This is a genomic window from Streptomyces sp. C1-1 (assembly GCF_050214755.1).
In the GTDB taxonomy this organism is placed as follows: domain Bacteria; phylum Actinomycetota; class Actinomycetes; order Streptomycetales; family Streptomycetaceae; genus Streptomyces.
The window spans coordinates 9,283,794-9,302,550 of record NZ_CP189826.1; the positions used below are offsets into that span (position 1 = coordinate 9,283,794).

Annotated in this window: 14 protein-coding genes; 6 read left to right on the forward strand and 8 right to left on the reverse strand. The window is 72.2% G+C overall.

Annotated features, from left to right (window positions below; genetic code table 11):
• Positions 1-15: 15 nt before the first annotated feature.
• The 3 genes from ACQF4J_RS42245 to ACQF4J_RS42255 are packed head-to-tail and all read left to right on the forward strand — an operon-like array spanning position 16 to position 5,431.
• On the forward strand, positions 16-1,815 hold the full coding sequence (locus tag ACQF4J_RS42245) for an alpha-galactosidase D (RefSeq protein WP_351579676.1): 1,800 nt from the start codon (positions 16-18) through the stop codon (positions 1,813-1,815).
• Positions 1,816-1,835: 20 nt separating this feature from the next.
• Entirely contained in the window at positions 1,836-4,199 is a 2,364-nt protein-coding gene (locus tag ACQF4J_RS42250) for a glycosyl hydrolase family 95 catalytic domain-containing protein (protein WP_427168174.1), read from the forward strand.
• Complete coding sequence (locus tag ACQF4J_RS42255) at positions 4,196-5,431, forward strand: SGNH/GDSL hydrolase family protein (RefSeq protein WP_351805556.1); 1,236 nt, start codon at positions 4,196-4,198, stop codon at positions 5,429-5,431. The genes ACQF4J_RS42250 and ACQF4J_RS42255 overlap by 4 nt, the downstream gene beginning before the upstream one ends.
• A 10-nt stretch (positions 5,432-5,441) precedes the next feature.
• Here the strand turns inward: ACQF4J_RS42255 and ACQF4J_RS42260 are convergent, their stop codons facing one another.
• The 5 genes from ACQF4J_RS42260 to ACQF4J_RS42280 all read right to left on the reverse strand — a co-directional run bounded on the left by ACQF4J_RS42260 (position 5,442) and on the right by ACQF4J_RS42280 (position 12,491).
• Positions 5,442-8,396, reverse strand: coding sequence for a helix-turn-helix transcriptional regulator (locus ACQF4J_RS42260; protein WP_427168175.1), 2,955 nt, complete (start codon positions 8,394-8,396; stop codon positions 5,442-5,444).
• Positions 8,397-8,520: 124 nt separating this feature from the next.
• Positions 8,521-8,874 (reverse strand): UBP-type zinc finger domain-containing protein, encoded by a 354-nt coding sequence (locus ACQF4J_RS42265; protein ID WP_351579665.1) that lies wholly within the window; start codon positions 8,872-8,874, stop codon positions 8,521-8,523.
• A complete protein-coding gene (locus tag ACQF4J_RS42270; RefSeq protein WP_427168176.1) occupies positions 8,871-10,328 on the reverse strand; it encodes an ATP-binding protein in 1,458 nt (485 codons plus the stop codon). Before ACQF4J_RS42270 ends, ACQF4J_RS42265 begins: the two co-directional genes overlap by 4 nt.
• On the reverse strand, positions 10,325-12,001 hold the full coding sequence (locus ACQF4J_RS42275; protein ID WP_351579659.1) for an FAD-dependent oxidoreductase: 1,677 nt from the start codon (positions 11,999-12,001) through the stop codon (positions 10,325-10,327). Before ACQF4J_RS42275 ends, ACQF4J_RS42270 begins: the two co-directional genes overlap by 4 nt.
• 133 nt (positions 12,002-12,134) lie before the next feature.
• Entirely contained in the window at positions 12,135-12,491 is a 357-nt protein-coding gene (locus tag ACQF4J_RS42280) for a VOC family protein (RefSeq protein ID WP_351579656.1), read from the reverse strand.
• A gap of 61 nt (positions 12,492-12,552) precedes the next feature.
• Here ACQF4J_RS42280 and ACQF4J_RS42285 point away from each other — a divergent pair, with 61 nt between their 5' ends.
• Positions 12,553-13,425 carry a universal stress protein gene (locus ACQF4J_RS42285; protein ID WP_427168177.1) on the forward strand — a complete coding sequence of 291 codons (873 nt, stop codon included), beginning with the start codon at positions 12,553-12,555 and terminating at the stop codon, positions 13,423-13,425.
• 2 nt (positions 13,426-13,427) lie between these two features.
• Here ACQF4J_RS42285 and ACQF4J_RS42290 read toward each other — a convergent pair whose 3' ends face one another.
• From ACQF4J_RS42290 to ACQF4J_RS42300, 3 genes are all read right to left on the reverse strand, one after another.
• Entirely contained in the window at positions 13,428-14,663 is a 1,236-nt protein-coding gene (locus ACQF4J_RS42290) for a DUF4032 domain-containing protein (RefSeq protein ID WP_351579645.1), read from the reverse strand.
• 40 nt (positions 14,664-14,703) lie between these two features.
• Positions 14,704-15,450, reverse strand: coding sequence for an MBL fold metallo-hydrolase (locus ACQF4J_RS42295; RefSeq protein WP_351579642.1), 747 nt, complete (start codon positions 15,448-15,450; stop codon positions 14,704-14,706).
• Between the two features lie 177 nt (positions 15,451-15,627).
• Positions 15,628-16,254, reverse strand: coding sequence for an alpha-ketoglutarate-dependent dioxygenase AlkB (locus ACQF4J_RS42300; protein WP_351579640.1), 627 nt, complete (start codon positions 16,252-16,254; stop codon positions 15,628-15,630).
• A gap of 109 nt (positions 16,255-16,363) precedes the next feature.
• Between ACQF4J_RS42300 and ACQF4J_RS42305 the strand changes: the two genes are divergently transcribed.
• Both ACQF4J_RS42305 and ACQF4J_RS42310 read left to right on the forward strand, forming a co-directional pair.
• Positions 16,364-16,999, forward strand: a complete 636-nt coding sequence (locus tag ACQF4J_RS42305) for a TetR/AcrR family transcriptional regulator (protein WP_351579637.1) — start codon at positions 16,364-16,366, stop codon at positions 16,997-16,999.
• Positions 17,000-17,016: 17 nt separating this feature from the next.
• Complete coding sequence (locus ACQF4J_RS42310; protein WP_427168178.1) at positions 17,017-18,687, forward strand: FAD-binding dehydrogenase; 1,671 nt, start codon at positions 17,017-17,019, stop codon at positions 18,685-18,687.
• Positions 18,688-18,757: the final 70 nt, after the last annotated feature.

Consider the following 18,757-nt stretch of genomic DNA (forward strand, 5'->3'; position numbering starts at 1 on the left):
CTGGAGGTACGACCCATGCGGTCATCCTCGTACTCCGTCCTGCCCGCACGCGCCCTGAGAACCGCGGTGGTCCTCGCCCTCGCCGCGGGCGCCGTCACCGTCGCCCCCGCGGCCCACGCCGCGACCGCCGACCCGGCGCCGATCGCCGCCAAGCCCTACATGGGCTGGTCGAGTTGGAGCATGCAGTCCTCCAAGTACCCCGGCCTCAACCCGGACGGCGACTACAGCTACCTCACCGAGGCCAACGTCACCAAGCAGACCGACGCCCTGGCCGCCAAGCTCAAGAAGTACGGCTACGAGTACGTCAACATCGACGCCGGCTGGTGGCGCGACAACAACTGGAAGCCCGAGTACGACCAGTACGGCCGCCAGAAGGCCGACCCCAAGCGCTTCCCCAGCGGCATGAAGGCCGTCGCCGACCGCATCCACGCCAAGGGCCTCAAGGCCGGCATCTACCTCCCCGCCGGCCTGGAGAAGGAGGCGTTCGGCGACGGCAAGACCCCGATCTGGAACGCCGACGGCTGCACCACCGCCGACATCGTCTACGGCGACCTGCGCACCACCAACGGCTGGGACAGCTCCTACAAGCTCGACTTCTCCCGCCCCTGCACCCAGAAGTACATAGACTCCCAGGCCCAGTCGATCGCCGGCTGGGGCTACGACTTCCTCAAGCTCGACGGTGTGGGCCCCGGCTCCGGAAAGAGCGGCGACCAGTACGACAACGTTGCCGACGTGGCCGCCTGGCACAAGGCCATAGCAGCCACCGGCCGCCCGATCCACCTCGAGATCTCCTGGTCGCTGGACATCGGCCACGCCGACGACTGGAAGAAGTACTCCAACGGCTGGCGGATCGACACCGACGTCGAGTGCTACTGCAACACGCTCGTCAGCTGGGAGAACTCCGTCGACGACCGCTGGGACGACGCTCCCGGCTGGACCCGCCACGCAAGCCCCGGTGGCTGGAACGACCTCGACTCCCTCGACGTCGGCAACGGCGCGATGGACGGCCTGACCAAGGCCGAGCGCCAGAGCTACGCCACCCTCTGGGCCATCGCCAAGTCGCCCCTCTACACCGGCGACGACCTCACACGGCTCGACTCCTATGGCCTCTCCCTGCTCACCAACAAGGAAGTGATCGCGCTCAACCAGGGCGCCACCCCGCCCGCACGCCCGATCACCCCCTCCGACCCGCAGCAGGTGTGGGCCGCGAAGAACCCCGACGGCAGCTACACCGTCGCCCTGTTCAACCTCGCCGACAGCCCCGCCGCCGTCTCCGCCCCCTGGGCCTCCCTCGGCTTCACCGGCAAGGCGGCCGTGCGCGACCTGTGGAACCACGAGAACCTCGGCAGCTTCAAGGACAGGATCACCGAAGCCCTGCCCGCCCACGGCTCCCGCCTGTTCACCGTCACCCCGCACGGCGCGACGCTCGCGTACACCGGCTACGAGGCCGAGGCGAGCGGCAACACTCTCGGCGGCAACGCCTCCGTCGCCGACTGCTCCGCCTGCTCCGGCGCCAAGAAGGTCGGCAACCTCTACCTCGGCGGCAAGCTCACCTTCAACGACATCGTCGTCCCCAAGGCGGGCACCTACCAGGTGAAGATCGCCTACGTCAGCGGTGACGCCCGCTCGGCGGCCGTATCCGTGGACGGCGGCGGCGCGACGAACCACAAGTTCCCCTCGACCGGCGACTGGGGAACGACCGGAACGGTCAGCGTGCCGCTGACCCTCAAGGCCGGCTCCAACACCATCACCTTCGACAGCGGCAACGGCTACGCGCCCGACATCGACCGGATCGACGTACCCAAGTCGTCCTGAACGAGCCACCAGGAGCCGCCATGAACACCCCGCTGCCCAGACGCGACGTGCTCGCCCTCGCCACCGCGACCGGCGCCGCCCTCGCCACCCTGCCCGCCTTCACCGCGTCGGCCGCACCCCAGCGGCCCGCCACCGCCGAGACCGTCCAGGGCGCCGACCCCCGCCACGAACTGTGGTGGCAGGCACCCGCCGACGACAACTCCATGATCGAACAAGGGCTCCCGGTCGGCAACGGCCGCCTCGGCGCCCTCGCGAGCAACGACCCCGGCCACGAACTCCTCCTCCTCACCGACGCCACGATGTGGACCGGGGGCCTCAACGACACCCTCGACTCCGACGGCCAGTTCCCCTACGGACGCGACGACTTCGGCTCCCTCACCCTGCTCGCCAGGCTCACCGTCGACATCCCCGACCACGACCTCGGCGCCGTCTCCGGCTACCGCCGCACCCTCGACCTCGCACGGGGAGTGGTGACCACGACGTACGTCCGCTCGGGCGTCACCTACCGGCGGCAGATATTCGCCAGCCGCCCCGACGACGTCGTCGTCCTGCACTTCACCCAGAGCGGGGGAGGGCGCTACACCGGCACCGTCACGCTGGCCGGCACGCACGGCGAGGACGCTGCGGTCTCCTTCGGAGCGGCTTTCCCCAACGGCCTGAAGTACGGGGCCGCCGTCACCGCCCGAAGCACCACCGGCCGCGTCATCGTGGACGGCGGGCACATCTCCTTCGCCGGCTGCAAGGACCTCACGGTCGTGGTGAGCGGCGGCACCGACTACGCGCCCGACGCGGCCAAGGGATACCGCCACCCCTCCCTCGACCCCCGCCGTCTCGCCCGCACGAAGGTCCGAGACGCCGCCGCCCACTCCGCCGACACCCTGCTGCGCACCCATGTCGCCGACTACCGCGCGGCATCCGGCGCGTTCGGTCTCACCCTGGGCACCTCGACCCCCGAGCAGCGCTCCCTGGACACCTGGGAACGTATCCGGGCCCGCGCCCGCGACGGCGAGCCCGACCCCGAACTCGAGGCCGCCTACGTGCACTTCGGCCGCTACCTGATGATCTCCGGATCGCGCGGCAGCCTGCCCATGGGCCTGCAGGGCCTGTGGCTCGACGGCAACGACCCGGCGTGGATGGGCGACTACCACACCGACATCAACATCCAGATGAACTACTGGATGGCCGACCGCGTCGGCCTGTCCCGCTGCTTCGAGGCGTTCACCGACTACTGCGTCGCCCAGCTGCCGTCCTGGACCGACCTGACCCACCGCCTGTTCAACGACCCGCGCAACCGCTACCGCAACTCCACCGGCAAGAACGCCGGCTGGACCGTCGCCATCTCCACCAACCCCTACGGCGGAGGCGGCTGGTGGTGGCACCCCGCCGGGAACGCCTGGCTGTGCAACACCCTCTGGGAGCACTACGAGTACACCCTCTCCCGCTCCCACCTGGAAAAGATCTACCCGCTCCTCAAGGGCGCCTGCGAGTTCTGGGAGGCGCGGCTGCTGACCACGACCCTGCCCGGGACGTCCCGGGAGGTGCTCATAGCCGACAGCGACTGGTCGCCCGAACAGGGCCCCCTGGACGCCAAGGGCATCACCTACGCCCAGGAGCTCGTCCACGCCCTGTTCGGCAACTACTGCGTGGCAGCTGCCGCGTTGAAGCGCGACGGAGGCTACGCGCAGACCGTCGCCGGCCTGCGCAAGCGCCTCTACCTGCCCCAGGTCAGCCCCAAGACCGGCTGGCTGGAGGAGTGGATGTCCCCCGACAACCTCGGGGAGACCACCCACCGTCATCTCTCCCCGCTCGTCGGCCTGTTCCCCGGCGACCGCATCCGCCCCGACGGCTCCACCCCGGCCGACATCGTGGCCGGCGCCACCGCACTGCTCACCGCGCGCGGCATGAACAGCTTCGGCTGGGCCAACGCCTGGCGCGGCCTGTGCTGGGCCCGCCTGAAGAACGCCGACAACGCCTACCAGCTCCTCGTCAACAACCTCCGCCCGTCGGCCGGCGGCGGCAACGGCACCGCCCCCAACCTCTTCGACATCTACGAACTCGGCCCGGGCGACGGCATCTTCCAGATCGACGCCAACTTCGGCACCCCCGCCGCCGTGACCGAGATGCTCCTCTACTCCCGTCCCGGCCACCTGGAACTCCTCCCGGCCCTGCCCGACGCCTGGGCCGCCTCCGGCTCCCTCACCGGGGCTCCGGCGCGCGGCGGATTCGTCGTCGACCTACGCTGGACGGACGGCAGGCCGGACGAGGTGCGGATCCGCAGTGTGGGCGGCCGCAGCACGACGGTGGCCTACCGCGGCGCATCCCGGACCGTGATCGTGGAACCCGGCGCATCCATGATCCTCAAGGGAAAGGACTTCGTGCGGTGAGGGGCCGATTCGCGCGAGCCGCCCGGCTGGCCGCCCTGCTGGTGCTGGCCGGCGCGGTACAGGCGGCACCGGTGCACGCGTCCGACGTGCGGCACCCGTTCACCGTCACCGGCGCCCCCGACCGGCGCGACGTGGTCACCTGGGGCGCGAGCGCCGACCGGATGGGCGACGCCGTCGCCGACCGCAGCTACCGGCTGGTCGTCCACACCAGCGTCGGCGGCGGCGATCTGCGCATCCGGCTCTCCAACGCCTTCGGAGACCGGCCCGTGACCTTCGACAGCGTCTACGCCGGCCTGCGCCGCGACGGCGCCGAACTCGTCCACGGCAGCAACCGCCCCCTGACCTTCTCCGGCGCACGCTCCGTCGTGGTCCCCGCCGGCGGCGTCGCGCTCAGCGACCCGCTGCCGGGCCGGCTCCCGGCCGCGACCGACCTGGTGGTCAGCATCCACACGCCGGACGCCGCGGGCCCGGCGACCGGCCACTGGATGGCCATGCAGACCTCCTACGCCACCCAGGGCGACCACACCGCCGAGGAGAGCGCCGGCTCCTGGACGGAGACGACCGGCTCCTGGACCTACCTCGACGCCGTCTCCGTGCGCCCGCCCACCGGCACCGCGGCCGTCGTCGCCCTCGGCGACTCCATCACCGACGGCTGGCAGTCCACCACCGACCTCGACCGCCGCTGGCCCGACTACCTCGCCCGCCGCCTGCGCACCGCCCACACCCGGGTCAAGGGCGTGGCGAACGAGGGGATCTCCGGCAACAAGGTCCTCGCCGACGGCGCCGGCCAGAGCGCCCTGAACCGTCTGCGGCGCGACGTCCTCTCCCAGCCGGGCGTGCGCACCGTCTTCCTCTTCGAGGGCGTCAACGACATCAAGGCCCACACCGGGGTCACCGCCCAGGACCTGATCGCCGGTTACCGCGAGATCGCCGACCGGGTCCACGCGGCGGGCAAGTGCGTCGTCGCCGCCACCGTCGCCCCGTTCAAGGGCTGGTCCGAGTGGGACCCGGCGGCGGAGGCAGTACGACAGGAGGTCAACACCTACCTCCGCGGGAGCGGGGACTTCGACGCCGTCACCGACTTCGACCACATCCTGCGCAGCCCCTACGACCCCGAACGGATGCTGCCCTTCTTCGACGGCGGCGACCACATCCACCCCAACGACAAGGGCATGCAGGCGATGGCCGACGCCGTCGACCTCTCGCGCCTCGACTGCGCCGGACGCAGGTGAGGATCGCGGCTCAGCCGGACGCCTGGTGCTCGGGCGCGACGAGACCCTGCCGGTAGGCGATCGCCACCGCCTCCGTACGGCTCGCCGCGCCGAGCTTGGCCAGGATGTTGGAGACGTGCACGCTCGCCGTCTTGCCGGTGATGAACAGCTCCTCGCCGATCTGCCGGTTGCTGCGGCCGCGGGCCAGGAGCCGCAGTACGTCCTGCTCGCGGGCCGTGAGCGGCGAACTGCGCTCCCCGTGCGCCGGGGCGGCGGCGAGCCGGCCGCGGCGTATCAGCCCGTCCAGACGCTCCAGCAGGGGAGCCGCGCCGAGCCGCTCGGCCACCGCCCGCGCGGCACGGGCCTGCTCGGCGGCCTCCTGTCGCTGGTCGGCCCCCAACAGTGCCTCCGCGTACCGCACCTGGCAGCGCAGCCGCTCGTACACGTCCCCGTAGTCGAACGCGGCGACCGCCTTCTCCCAGGCTGTCGCGTCCGGCCCGGACACCGCCCGCGTCCACTCCGCCTCCGCGCGGGCCAGCCAGGCCAGGCCCTCGGGGCCCTGCGGCGGGTCGTCCTCGTCGCGCCGGGCCACCTCGCGGGCCAGCGTGACCAGCTCGTCGGCGGTCTCCCGCCACTGGTGGGACTCGCCGCCTGCCGACCGCAGCTCCACGGCGGCGTCGGCCACCGCCGACAGGGCGAGCGCCGCCAGCCGGACGGTCACGTCGGGGCGCGTGCCCGACTCGTCGGTCAGCGCCTCGACCGTGGCCCGCACCCGCTCCACGGCCGCCCGCGGATCGCCGCGCAGCACGGCCACCTCGGTCAGCGCGATCCCGGCGACCAACGCGGCCATCCAGTCGAACGGGCCCTCCAGCAGGGACCGCGCCCGCTCGGCGGCCTCCAGATCACCGCGCGCCACCGCCACGTACAGGGCCGGGGCCATCGCGTACCCGCCCGCCGCCGGGAGGACCGCCGCGTCGGCGGCCGCGGCCCGCAGGCACTCGTCCCAGTGGCCCAGCGTGTACAGCACCACCAGATGCAGGTACCGCATCTCCAGCGGATAGGGCGACGACAGCAGTCCGGCCCGCCGGGCGCGCTCCAGGCCCTCGGTCACCCAGCGCAGACACCCCTCGAGGTCACCGGACTCGAAGCAGCCGATGGCGAGGTTGAACAGGGCTCGCAGCTCCACCGGCGCGTTGCCCGCGCCGCGGGCCAGCTCCCGGGCCTCCGCCAGCCGGGCCCGACCCGCGGCCCCGGCACGACCGCCGGGGCCCAGGACGGCCAGGGAGACGAGGAGGTCGGCCTGCGCGTCCTTCACCCGCAGCTCCTCGGCGACGCCCAGCGCATGCCGTGCCACCCGCAGCGCGACCTCGTTCTCGCCGATGTGGCGTGCGGCGATGACGTGCGTGGCGGCGGCCCACACCCAGGTGCGGCTCGGCGGCTCGGCGGGGATCAGCGACAGGGCCTCACTGCTGTAGGCGAAGGCGGCCGTCAGACTGTCGACGCTCATCAGGTTGCCGGCCAGGGTGTAGCGGACCCGGGCGGCGAGCTCGGCGTCCGCGTCAGCGCCGATTCCGGCGAGGGCGGCCCGGGTGAGGGACACGGCCCGGTGCGTCTCACCGGCGTGCGCGGCGGCCGCCGAGGCCCGCAGGGTGAGCGTCACCCGGTCGACGCCCTCGCCGGAGGGCCGTGCCGCCGCGTCCACCGACGCCCACAGGTCGAGCGCCGTTTCGAGGTGCCGCAGCTCCTCGGCGGGCGCGCCAACCCGCTGGGCGTGGTCGGCGGCCTCCAGCGAGGCGGCCAGCGCCTCGGCCAGATCGTGGCTCTCACGGTAGTGGTGGGCACGCTCGGCCGCGGTCTCTCCCGAGCGGCCGCGCCCCGCGAGCAGGCGGGCGAACGCGCCGTGCAGCCGCGCCCGTTCCCCCGGCAGCAGGTCCGCGTAGACGGCCTCCCGTGCCAGCGCGTGCCGGAAGGCGTAGGTGTCCCGGTCCCCGGGGACGAGGAGCTGATGTCCGGCGGCCTCGCGCAGCGCCGACTCCAGTTCGTCCTCGGGCAGCCCGACGGCGGCCCGCAGCAGATCGTGCTCGACGCGGCGGCCGGCGACGGCGGCCGTGCGCAACACCTGCTGGGCGGTGTCGGACAGCTGCTCGACGCGGATGAGCAGCACGTCGGCCAGGCCGCTCGGCACCCCGCCGGCCTCCGAACCGGTGGCGGCGACCAGTTCCTCCGCGTAGAAGGCGTTGCCCTCGGCCCGCTCGACGATACGGCGAACCGTGACCTCCGGCAGCGGACTGGTCCGCAGCGCCCGCACCAGGCGGGTGACCTCGGCGTCGGCCAGGGGCCGCAGTTCGAGCCGCTCCACGGCCGGCAGCCGTACCAGCTCGGCCAGAAGGGGACGCAGCGGGTGACGGCGGTGCAGGTCGTCCGAGCGGTACGAGGCGAGGACGGCGAGCCGGTGGGCGGGGGCGCCGCCCGCCGGGCGCTGCAGCACGCCCCGGCTGAGCAGGAAGCGCAGCAGGTCGCGGGACGACTGGTCCGCCCAGTGCAGATCCTCCAGGACCAGCAGCACGGGCGCGCGATCGGCGAGGTCGGCCAGCAGCTGCGCCATGCCCTCGAACAGCCGCAGCCGCCCGCCGGCGTCCCGCACCGCCTCCGAGCCCGAGCCGAGGAGCCGGTCCACCACGGGATGCGCCGCCAGCACCGACGCGAACCGCTCGTCGGCGGCGAGCATCCCGAGAACCTCGGTGAACGGCAGATAGGGCAGGCCGACGTCACCGAGGTCGACGCAGTGCCCGGTCAGTACCGTCGTGCCGGCACCCGCGGCCCGCCGGGCGACCTCGTCCAGCAGCCGGGTCTTGCCCACCCCGGCGTCCCCGGCCACGAGCACGGCTCCCGCCTCGCCCCGCCGGGCACGCTCCAGTACGTCGTCGAGCCGGGCGAGATCCTCGTCGCGCCCGATCAGCGGAGTGGCGAAGCCGGTTTCAGTCACACGCCCATCCTGGCACCCACCACTGACAGCGGGTGTGCCGACCCGAAGGGCGCGGACGACGGCGCGACGGGCCACGGACCACCCGCACACGCCGTCATGAAGAACCCCCCGAGTCCGCGGTCGCTCAGCCGCGCAGAACCCGCGCCCAGTCCTCCGGCACCCGCCCCGCGGGTCCCGGCGCGGGCTGCTCCGCCGGATGACTCGCCGGCGGCGCCAGCTCGGGCCCCGACTCGTACAGCTGCGAGCTCTCGAAGTCCCAGAACCACTCCTCGCCCGGCTCGAAACTGCGGATCACCGGGTGTCCGGTCTCCCGGAAGTGCGCGGTGGCGTGCTTGGCCGGCGAGTCGTCGCAGCATCCGATGTGCCCGCACTGCGCGCAGCGCCGCAGGTGGAACCACCAGCCGCCCGCCTCCTCGCACTCGACGCAGCCGGTGCCGCTCGGCGGGACGCCGGGATCGATACCGTCCCCGCTGCTCATGCGCTCTCCTCGGGTGTCTCGTCGGCCGTGGCCGTCAACGGAAGCAGGACCTGGAAACGGGTGTCGCCGGGTTCGGACTCGACCTGGAGTGTGCCGTGGTGTTTGTTCACGACGATCCGCCAGGAGATGTCCAGCCCCAGACCGGTGCCCTCGCCGACCGGCTTGGTGGTGAAGAACGGGTCGAAGATACGGTCGCGGATCTCCCGTGGCACACCCGGTCCGGTGTCCTTGAACTCCACCAGCAGACGGTCGTTCTCCAGTGCCGTCCGTACGGTCAACGTGCCGTCCCCGCCGGTGCTGTTGATGGCGGAGACGGCGTTGTCGATCAGGTTGGTCCACACCTGGTTGAGCTCCGCCGGGTACGCCGGGATCTTCGGCAGCGTCCGGTCGTACTCCTTGACGACCTTGATCCGCTCACCGGTCTTCCCGGACAGCATCAGCAGTGTGCTGTCGAGGAGTTCGTGGACGTCGGCGACCTGGTAGGGCGCCCGGTCCAGCTGCGAGTACTGCTTGGCGGCGTCGACGAGGTGCGAGATGCGGGTGGTGGAGTCGTTGATCTCGTCCATCAACAGCTCGGTCTCGACGGTGTAGTTGAGCCAGCCGATCGCGTTCGGCAGGATCTCCTCGTTGACGGCCGCCGCGACCTGCTCCAGCCAGTCCACGTCGAGCCCGGCCTGGACGAAGGTGGGGGCGATGCGCCAGCCCTCCTGGATGCCGTGGTCGTCGAGCCAGTCGGCGAGGGCGTCCTCCCGGTCGGAGGCCTCCAGCGGGCTGAGCACCGGTGCCTTGGCGACGCGTTCGGCGGTGCGCTCCTGGATGTCGATCAGGTTCGCCATGTCCTCGGGCGTGAAGGAGCTCTGCGAGATCACGGCGAGCTTGTGCCGCATCTTGCCGACCCGCTCGCGCAGTGTCGCCGTGGCCCGGACCGCCGCGGCCGCGGGGTTGTTGAGCTCGTGCGTGAGACCGGCCGACAACGAGCCGAGCGCCAGCAGCCGTTCGCGCTGGCCGACGGCCCGCTGGGTGTTCTTCGAGCCCCAGAACAGTCCCTCCAGCAGATGGACCGCCATCGGGAAGTTCTCTTCCATGAAGTCCGCGAACTTCTCGGCGGGCAGCACGAAGAACCGCGAGGGCTGCGTCACCCTCATGGAGTTGTGGTAGACCTGCCGGACCCGGTCGCCGAGGTAGGCCTGCATGGCGCCCGCGTAGGCGCCGCGCTGGGAGGTCCGGGTGACCTCCACGTCGTCGCCGCCGACCCGCCGGGACAGCACGACGGTGCCCTCGATCATCACGTAGAAGCAGGTGGCGGGGTCACCCTCGGTGTAGACGGGCCCGGGTTCGAACTTCTCCACCCGGCCGGCGCTGCACAGCTGCCCGAGCTGCTCGGCGGACAGCTTCTCGAACAGGAACAGCGACCCGATCTCCTGCGGGCTGCAGGGCAGCGCCCGCCCGCTCACGACTGCTCCAGGTACCGGTGGACGAGCATCACGGCCATGGCTCCCTCTCCGACGGCGGACGCGACGCGCTTCGCGGACTCGGCGCGCGCGTCGCCCGCCACGAAGACGCCGGGAATGTTGGTCTCAAGGTGATAAGGCGGCCGGTCCAGCTCCCATTCCGCGGGCGGCCGCCCGTCCGCGGTGAGGTCGGGTCCGGCCAGGATGAACCCGTGCTCGTCACGCAGGACCGTGCCGTCCAGCCAGTCGGTCAGGGGGGCCGCGCCGATGAACACGAACATCCACTGCGCGTCGACGAGTTCGGTCTCGCCGGTGTCGACGTCGCGCAGGGTGAGCTGTTCGAGGTGGTCGGTGCCGTGCGCGGTCTCGACGACCGTGCGGGCGCGCACGGAGATGTTCGGCGCCTCGTTGATCTGCTGGATCAGGTAGTACGACATCGACGCCGCCAGGTCCGGGCCGCGCACCAGCAGCGTCACCGACTTGGCGCCCCTGGACAGGTACATCGCCGCCTGCCCGGCCGAGTTGGCGCCGCCGACGATGTACACGTCCTGGCCCTGGCAGGAGGCGGCCTCGGTCAGCGCGGAGCCGTAGAACACCCCGCAGCCGGTGAGGTCGTCGCAGCCCGGCGCCGTCAGCTGCCGGTAGGACACGCCGGTCGCGAGGATGATGCTGTGCGCGGCGACCGCGGAGCCGTCGGAGAACCGCACCGTGCGGGCGGCCCCGTTGACCTCCAGTCCCGTGACCTCGCGCGCCGTGAGGATCTCGGCGCCGAACTTCGCGGCCTGGCGCCGCGCCCGCTCGGTGAGCTGGGCTCCCGACACGCCGTCGGGGAAGCCGAGGTAGTTCTCGATCCGGGAGCTCTGCCCGGCCTGTCCACCGGTGGCCGACCGCTCCACCAGAACGGTCCGCAGTCCTTCGGAGGCGCCGTACACCGCGGCGCCCAGCCCGGCCGGCCCGCCACCGATGACGACGAGGTCGTAGAAGTCGGCGGCCGGGGTCGTCGCGAGCCCCACCCGGGCGGCGAGTTCGGGGGCCTCCGGCTCCACCAGCGGTGTGCCGTCGGGGGTGATGACCAGCGGCAGTCGCTGTCCGTCCACCCCGGCGGCCGCCAGCAGCCGCCTGCCCTCCGGCTCGTCCGCGGAGTACCAGCGGTAGGGCACCTGGTTGCGGGCCAGGAACTCCCGAACGTCCGACGAGCGCGCCGACCAGCGGTGCCCCACCACCTTGGTGCTGGGCACCGGCCGGAAGTCACTGCACCGCCAGGCCTCCAGCAGGTCGTCCAGCACCGGGTAGAGCTTCTCCTCCGGCGGGTCCCACGGCTTGAGCAGGTAGTGGTCCAGGTCGACGACGTTGATCGCGTCGATCGCCGCGTTCGTGTCCGCGTAGGCGGTCAGCAGCACCCGGCGGGCGCCGGGGTACACGTCCAGGGCCTGTTCCAGGAACTCGATGCCGTTCATCTGCGGCATCCGGTAGTCGGCCAGGATGACGGCCACCAGGTCGCCGCGCAGCTTCAGCTCGCGCAGCGCGTCCAGCGCGGACTCGCCGGACTCGGCGCGTACGATGCGATACGACTCGCCGTAGCGGCGCCGCAGATCACGGGCGACGGCACGGGAGACTCCCGGGTCGTCGTCCACGGTCATGATCACGGTCCGTGCGGCGTCGGACGCCTGTGCCATACCTCTCCCACCCCGAGTGGATCGGACCGACGGCCGGCGAGCGCTGTCGCGGGAAGCGGTCACCGCGTCGGCTTCCGCCCATCGTATGTTCGATCGTCCCGCTTCGCTCCGCCATGAGACGGACGGCGGACGATCAGCTCCGCCTCGGCCCCAGCACGCAGAACTCGTTGCCCTCGGGGTCCGCCAGCACCACCCAGGGCTCGTCGCCCGTCTGCCCGACGTCCGCGTGCCGTGCGCCCAGCGCCAGCAGCCGGGCCACCTCGGCCTCCTGGTCCTCGGGACGGAAGTCCAGGTGAAGACGGTTCTTGACGGTCTTCGGGTCCGTCGAGCGCCCGAACAGCAGTCCCGGCAACCGGTCCTTCGCCGGCCGGATCTCGTACTCGTCGGGCGACTCGTCGACCACGACCCAGCCCAGCGCCTCGGCCCACCAGCGGCCGAGGGCCACGGGATCGGCGGCGTCCACGATCACCTGTTCCCATTCCAAGATCACGGGCACAGTCTAGTGAAGACTGGGCCCGACCGACGTGAGCACGACACTGGGAGGCAACCGCATGACGCGTCCGATCACCGCCGGGGTCGACGGAACCGAGGAGAGCCTCGCCGCGCTGGAGTGGGCGGCCCGGGAGGCCGTCCGCCGGAACCTCGCCCTTCGGCTGGTGCAGGCCTGGCGGTTCCAGCCGTACGAGGCGATCGACGCCGGCGACCGGGAGACCCAGGCCGGATGGGTGAAGAACGCGGTCGCCGACGCGGCCCGGGCCGTCGAGGCGCGGCACAAGGGTCTGGAGGTGATCACCGACGTCCTGGAGGGGGACACCGTCGACACGCTGGTCGGCGCCGGGGCCGAGGCCGAGATGCTGGTCCTCGGCTCCCGCGGGCACGGGCCGGTCGTCGGCTTCCTGCTCGGGTCCGTGGGCCAGCAGGTGATCGCCGAGGCAGGCCGGCCGGTGGTGCTGGTGCGCGCCGGTGACCAGCCGTCGGCCGAGGCCGCGGGGCGGGAGATCGTCGTCGGCCAGCAGGGCGATCCGGAGGACAGCGCCGACACGCTGCGGTTCGCCTTCGAGACGGCGTCCGCCCGCGGGGCCGGCGTCCGGGTGGTGCGGGCCTGGACGCTGCCGCCGGTGTTCGCCTACAGCCCCGGTTCGATGCAGATCCTCGACCAGGCCGGGGGACTGGAGCCGTTCGAGAAGAAGGCGCTGGCGGCGGCGCTGCGGCCGTGGCGGGAGCGCTTCCCGGACGTCCCGGTGGTGGAGCACGTGGAGATGGGCAGCGCCGGGCAGGTGCTGCTGTCGGTGGCGGCGCGAGCCCAGCTGATGGTGGTCGGGCGCCGGGCGCACCGTACGGCCGTGGGCGCCCGGATCGGCTCGGTGGCGCACGGGGTGCTGCACCACGCGGAGTGCCCGGTGGCCGTCGTTCCGCACGCCTGAGGTCACTCGCCGGTCGTGGGCTGCAGCGTCTCGCGCGCCTTGGGCAGGATGTTCGTGATGTAGTCCTCGACCGCCGTGTCCAGCCCGATGTCCTGCTGCGCCCGCTCGGACAGGTACCAGCGGTGCTCCAGCAGCTCGTGGTAGATCTCCGCCGCGTCCATGGAGCCGCGCAGTTCGAGCGGCACGGCGCGCACGGTGGGCCGGAAGACGTCTCGCACCCAGCGGTGGGCCAGCACCTCGGGGCGGGCGGCGAGGGGGTCGCCCGGGGCGTAGTCGTCCTGGGTGGCCATCCAGCTCTCGAGGTCATTGAGCAGCCTGCGGGCCTGGTTCTCCTCGGTGTCCAGGCCGGTCAGGCGCAGCAGCTGGCGCTGGTGGTGGCCGGCGTCGACGACCTTGGGCACGAACGTGACCGTGTCGCCGTTCGAGGAGTGCTCGATCTGCATCTCAGCGACGTCGAAGCCGAGTTCGTTCAGCCGGCGGATGCGGCGCTCGATGTACTGGTACTTGCCCGCCGGGTACACGGAGGTGCGGGTCAGCTCCTCCCACAGGCCGCGGTAGCGGGCGCAGATCTCCATGCCGAACTCGACCGGGTCCACCGAGGGGTGCAGCGCCCCGGACGCCTCCAGGTCCAGCAGCTCGCCGCTGATGTTGACGCGGGCGAGGTCGAGGTCGTACTCGCGCTGGCCGGTGCTGAGCTGCGGGTGCAGGTCGCCGGTCTCGGCGTCGACCAGGTAGGCGGCGTAGGCGCCCGCGTCGCGCCTGAAGAGGGTGTTGGACAGGGAGCAGTCGCCCCAGGCGAAGCCCGCCAGGTGCAGGCGGACCAGCAGCACGGCGAGGGCGTCCATGAGGCGGTGCATGGTGGCCGGGCGCATGGTCGTCTCGAACATCGAGCGGTACGGCTGCGAGCCGCGCAGATGACGGGTGATCAGTACCGGTTCCAGCGGGTCGCCCTGGGCGTCGGTGCGGCCGGTGACCACGGCCAGCGGGTCGACCGAGGGGATGCCGAGCCGGTCCAGGTCCCGCAGAAGTTCGTACTCGCGCAGTGCGGGCCGTTCGGCGAGTTCCTTGACGGCGATCACCTCGTCCCCGGCGTGGGCGTAGCGCACCACGTGCCGGGAGATGCCGCGCGGCAGCGGGACGAGGTACTTCTCCGGCCACTCCTCCAGCGGCAGGTGCCACGGCAGTTCCAGCAGGAGCGCGGGGTGCTCCGGGTTCGTCGCGCTGATCTGCAGTGCCATGGGTCGCGTGTCCTCGCCTCGCCGTGATCGTCACCTCACCCTAGAGTGCACGCTCCTTGGCCTGAAGTGCCGCTTCACGGATCGGACCGCGATGCTCCGGACCGTGACCGGGCAACAGCAGATCGCCGTCCAGCGCGGCGATGACGTCGAGGGAGGCGACGGCCCGTGCGCGCTCGTGCTGGAACATGTCGGGCAGCAGGTGGGGTCCGCTGAGACGCGAGGTGGGGTGGGCGGTGGCGATCGCGTCACCGGCGATCACCACGCCGGCGTGCGGGAGGTGGAAGACCGCGTGTCCGTCGGTGTGGCCGGGTGTGTGCACCGGGACCGGCCGGCCGGGCAGGTCCAGGGCGCCCGGCGCGGGGAACGGCTCGGGAGCGGCGACCGGGACGTCGGTCATGCCGCCGGAGCGCAGGGCGTGCAGCGCCCAGGGCAGCACACCGGGCCGCCAGCCGTTGCGGGCGATCTGGCCGACGGTCACCTGGTGCAGGAACTCCCGGCGGGCGTGCGGCACTTCGGCCTCGTGCAGATAGACGGGCGTGTCGTAGGTGCAGCGCAGGTACTCGGCCGAGCCGAGGTGGTCGTTGTGCGCGTGGGTGATGAGCACCGCCGCGACCGCCTCGGGCGAGCCGCCGACCGCCGCGAGGGAGGCGAGGACCTGCTCCCGGTCACCGAGATAGCCGGTGTCGACCAGGGTGAGTTCGTCGCCCTCGGTGAGGATCACCCAGTTGGTGTTGCTGCCGTGCACCAGGTGAATGCCGTCGGCGACCTGCCGTACGTCTGCCCGCATGACCGCCCCAAGTCCTCCGCTGCTGTCCGACGGGATCAGCAAAGCAGACCGGGGCGGGACCGGAGCCGTCGGGTCCACGCCAACGTCGGGCACGGTCGTCGGCGGAGGAAGGGCGGCCTCCGGCACCGTCCGCCGGAGGCCGCCCCCGCGTGCGCCCGAAGCGGCCGCCTCTCCGCCTCAGCGCACGCCGTGCGGGCGGAACTGGATGCTGATCCGCGGTCCCGCGGCCCGCGTGCTCTTGGGCACGCAGTGCTCCCAGGTCCGCTGGCAGGAGCCGCCCATCACGATCAGATCGCCGTGCCCCAACGGCCGGCGCACGCTCTCGCCGCCGCGTACCGGCCGCAGCAGCAGGTCGCGCGGGGCTCCCACGGAAAGGATGGCCACCATCGTGTCCTCCCGCGCGCCCCGGCCGATCCGGTCGCCGTGCCAGGCCACGCTGTCCCGGCCGTCGCGGTAGTAGCACAGCCCGGCCGTGGTGAACGGCTCGCCCAGCTCGTCGGCGTAGTGCGCGCACAGGGCCGCACGGGCCTCGTCCAGCACCGGGTGCGGCAGCGGGTCGTCCACACCGTAGAACGCCAGCAGCCGGGGTACGTCCACGACCTGGTCGTACATCTGGCGGCGCTCCGCCCGCCAGGGCACCTCGGTGGCCAGCTGTTCGAACAATGCGTCCGAACCGCACAGCCATCCGGGCAGCACGTCGATCCAGGCGCCGAACCCGAGCGACGTGCGGCGGATCCCGTCGAGGGGGCCGAGGCGCAGCTGGTCGGTCTGGTCGAAGAGAGAGCCCTGGAGGTGCGTGGTCATGAGTCCAGCGTACTCCTTATTCGAAAATGTGTTCCCCTTGAATGTCCGCGCGAGCCTTTCGATACATCTGTGTATCGGATACATTCACGTATCGAACGGAGGCGGGCCATTGGTGACCGAGGAGACCACGCGGCGCGTGACGAAGCGCCGGGTGCGCACCCGCGCGAACCTGCTCGACGCCGCGTTCGAGGTGTTCGCCGCCAAGGGCTTCGGGCGGGTCTCGATCGAGGAGGTCTGTGAGGCCGCCGGCTACAGCAGGGGCGCCTTCTACTCCAACTTCGACAGCCTGGACGGGCTGTTCTTCGCCCTCTACCGGCAGCGCGCCGACCTGATCGCCGAGCAGGTCTCCGGCGCCCTCGCCCTGGACGGCCCCGACCTCGACGTGCCCGCCGCCGTGGACCGCGTAACCGAGGTGCTGCTCCTCGACCTCGACTGGCTCCTGGTGAAGACGGACTTCCTGGTGCACGCGGCCCGCGATCCGAAGGTGGCCGAGACCCTCCTGGAGCACCGGGCCCGACTGCGCGGCGCGATCGCCGACCGACTCGCCCGCACCCGGGGCTTGGCCGAACCGCCCGCCGTGCTCGGCGACATCGACGGCGCGGCGCACGCCGTGGTCGCCGCCTACGACGGGGTCACCACCCAGCTCCTGCTGGACAAGGACGTCGAACATGCCCGCGTCTGGCTCAAGCAACTGCTCACCGCCCTGCTGACCGACGGCAGCGGCAGCCCTCAACGAGGCCACTGAGAAAGGGAACGGTCGCCATGGATGCGGACGTCATCGTCGTCGGAGCGGGCCTCGCGGGCCTGGTCGCCGCGCACGAACTCACCAGCAAGGGGCGGCGCGTCGCCCTGGTCGACCAGGAGAACGCCGCCAACCTCGGCGGCCAGGCGTTCTGGTCCTTCGGCGGGCTCTTCCTCGTCGACTCCCCTGAGCAGCGCCGCCTGGGCATCAAGGACTCCTTCGACCTGGCCTGGAGCGACTGGCAGGGCAGCGCGCGGTTCGACCGGGTGGCCGACGAGGACTCCTGGGCGGTGCGCTGGGCGCGCGCCTACGTCGAATGGGCGGCAGGGGAGAAGAGGGCCTGGCTGGACGGGCACGGCATCAAACTGCTGCCGACGGTCGGCTGGGCCGAGCGCGGCGACCTGCGTGCCGACGGGCACGGCAACTCCGTGCCCCGCTTCCATGTCACCTGGGGCACCGGCACCGGCGTGGTCGAGCCCTTCGTGGACTCCGCCAGGCAGGCCGCCCGCGACGGGCTGCTCACCTTCCACCACCGCCACCAGGTCGACGAGCTCGTCATCGAGGGCGGCGCCGCCCGCGGCGTGCGCGGCACGCTGCTCGCCGAGGACCGCTCGGCCCGAGGCGTCGCCTCCAACCGCGAGAGGGTCGGCGACTTCGAACTCACCGCCCAGGCCGTCGTCGTCACCACCGGCGGCATCGGCGCCAACCACGACATCGTGCGCCGCTACTGGCCCGAGCGCCTGGGCACCCCGCCCGCCGAGATGGTGACCGGCGTCCCCGCCTACGTCGACGGCCGCATGCTCGACATCAGCGCCGAGGCGGGCGTACGCCTGGTCAACCGCGACCGCATGTGGCACTACACCGAGGGCGTACGGAACTGGGACCCGATCTGGCCCGGCCACGGCATCCGCATCCTGCCCGGCCCGTCCTCGATGTGGTTCGACGCGCTCGGCCGCCGGCTGCCCGACCCGTGCCTGCCGGGCTACGACACCCTCAGCACCCTCGAACACCTGCGGACCACCGAGGACATCGCCGGCTACGACCACTCCTGGTTCGTCCTCACCCGGAAGATCATCGAGAAGGAGTTCGCGCTCTCCGGCTCCGAGCAGAACCCCGACATCACCGCCAAGGACCGGGCGGCCGTCCTCAAGAACCGCCTCGGCAAGGGCATCCCGGGCCCGGTCGACGCATTCGTGCGCAAGGGCGCCGACTTCGTGACCGCCCCCAACCTGGAGCAGCTGGTGGCGAAGATGAACGAGCTGACCGACAAGCCGCTCCTCGACGCGGCCGAGCTGCGCCGCCAGATCGAGGCCCGCGACCTGCAACTCGCCAACCCCTACAGCAAGGACGCCCAGATCCAGGGCATCCGCAACGCCCGCCGCTACATCGGCGACCGCCTCGGCCGCGTCGCCACCCCGCACCGCATCCTCGACCCCGCCGCCGGCCCCCTCGTCGGAGTCAAGCTGCACGTCCTGACCCGCAAGACCCTCGGCGGCATCCAGACCGACCTCGACTCCCGCGCCCTCGGCGCCGACGGCACCCCGATCGACGGCCTGTACGCGGCCGGCGAGGTCGCCGGCTTCGGCGGCGGCGGCGTGCACGGCTACAACGCCCTGGAGGGCACCTTCCTCGGCGGCTGCCTCTTCTCGGGCCGGGCGGCCGGGCGGGCGGCGGGCGTACAGACGGGCTGACCGGCACAGGCGTCGTGGGCGGTCGGTGCGGGCGGCCGACCGCCCACCTTTCTGTGAACAGCGCGTCGTC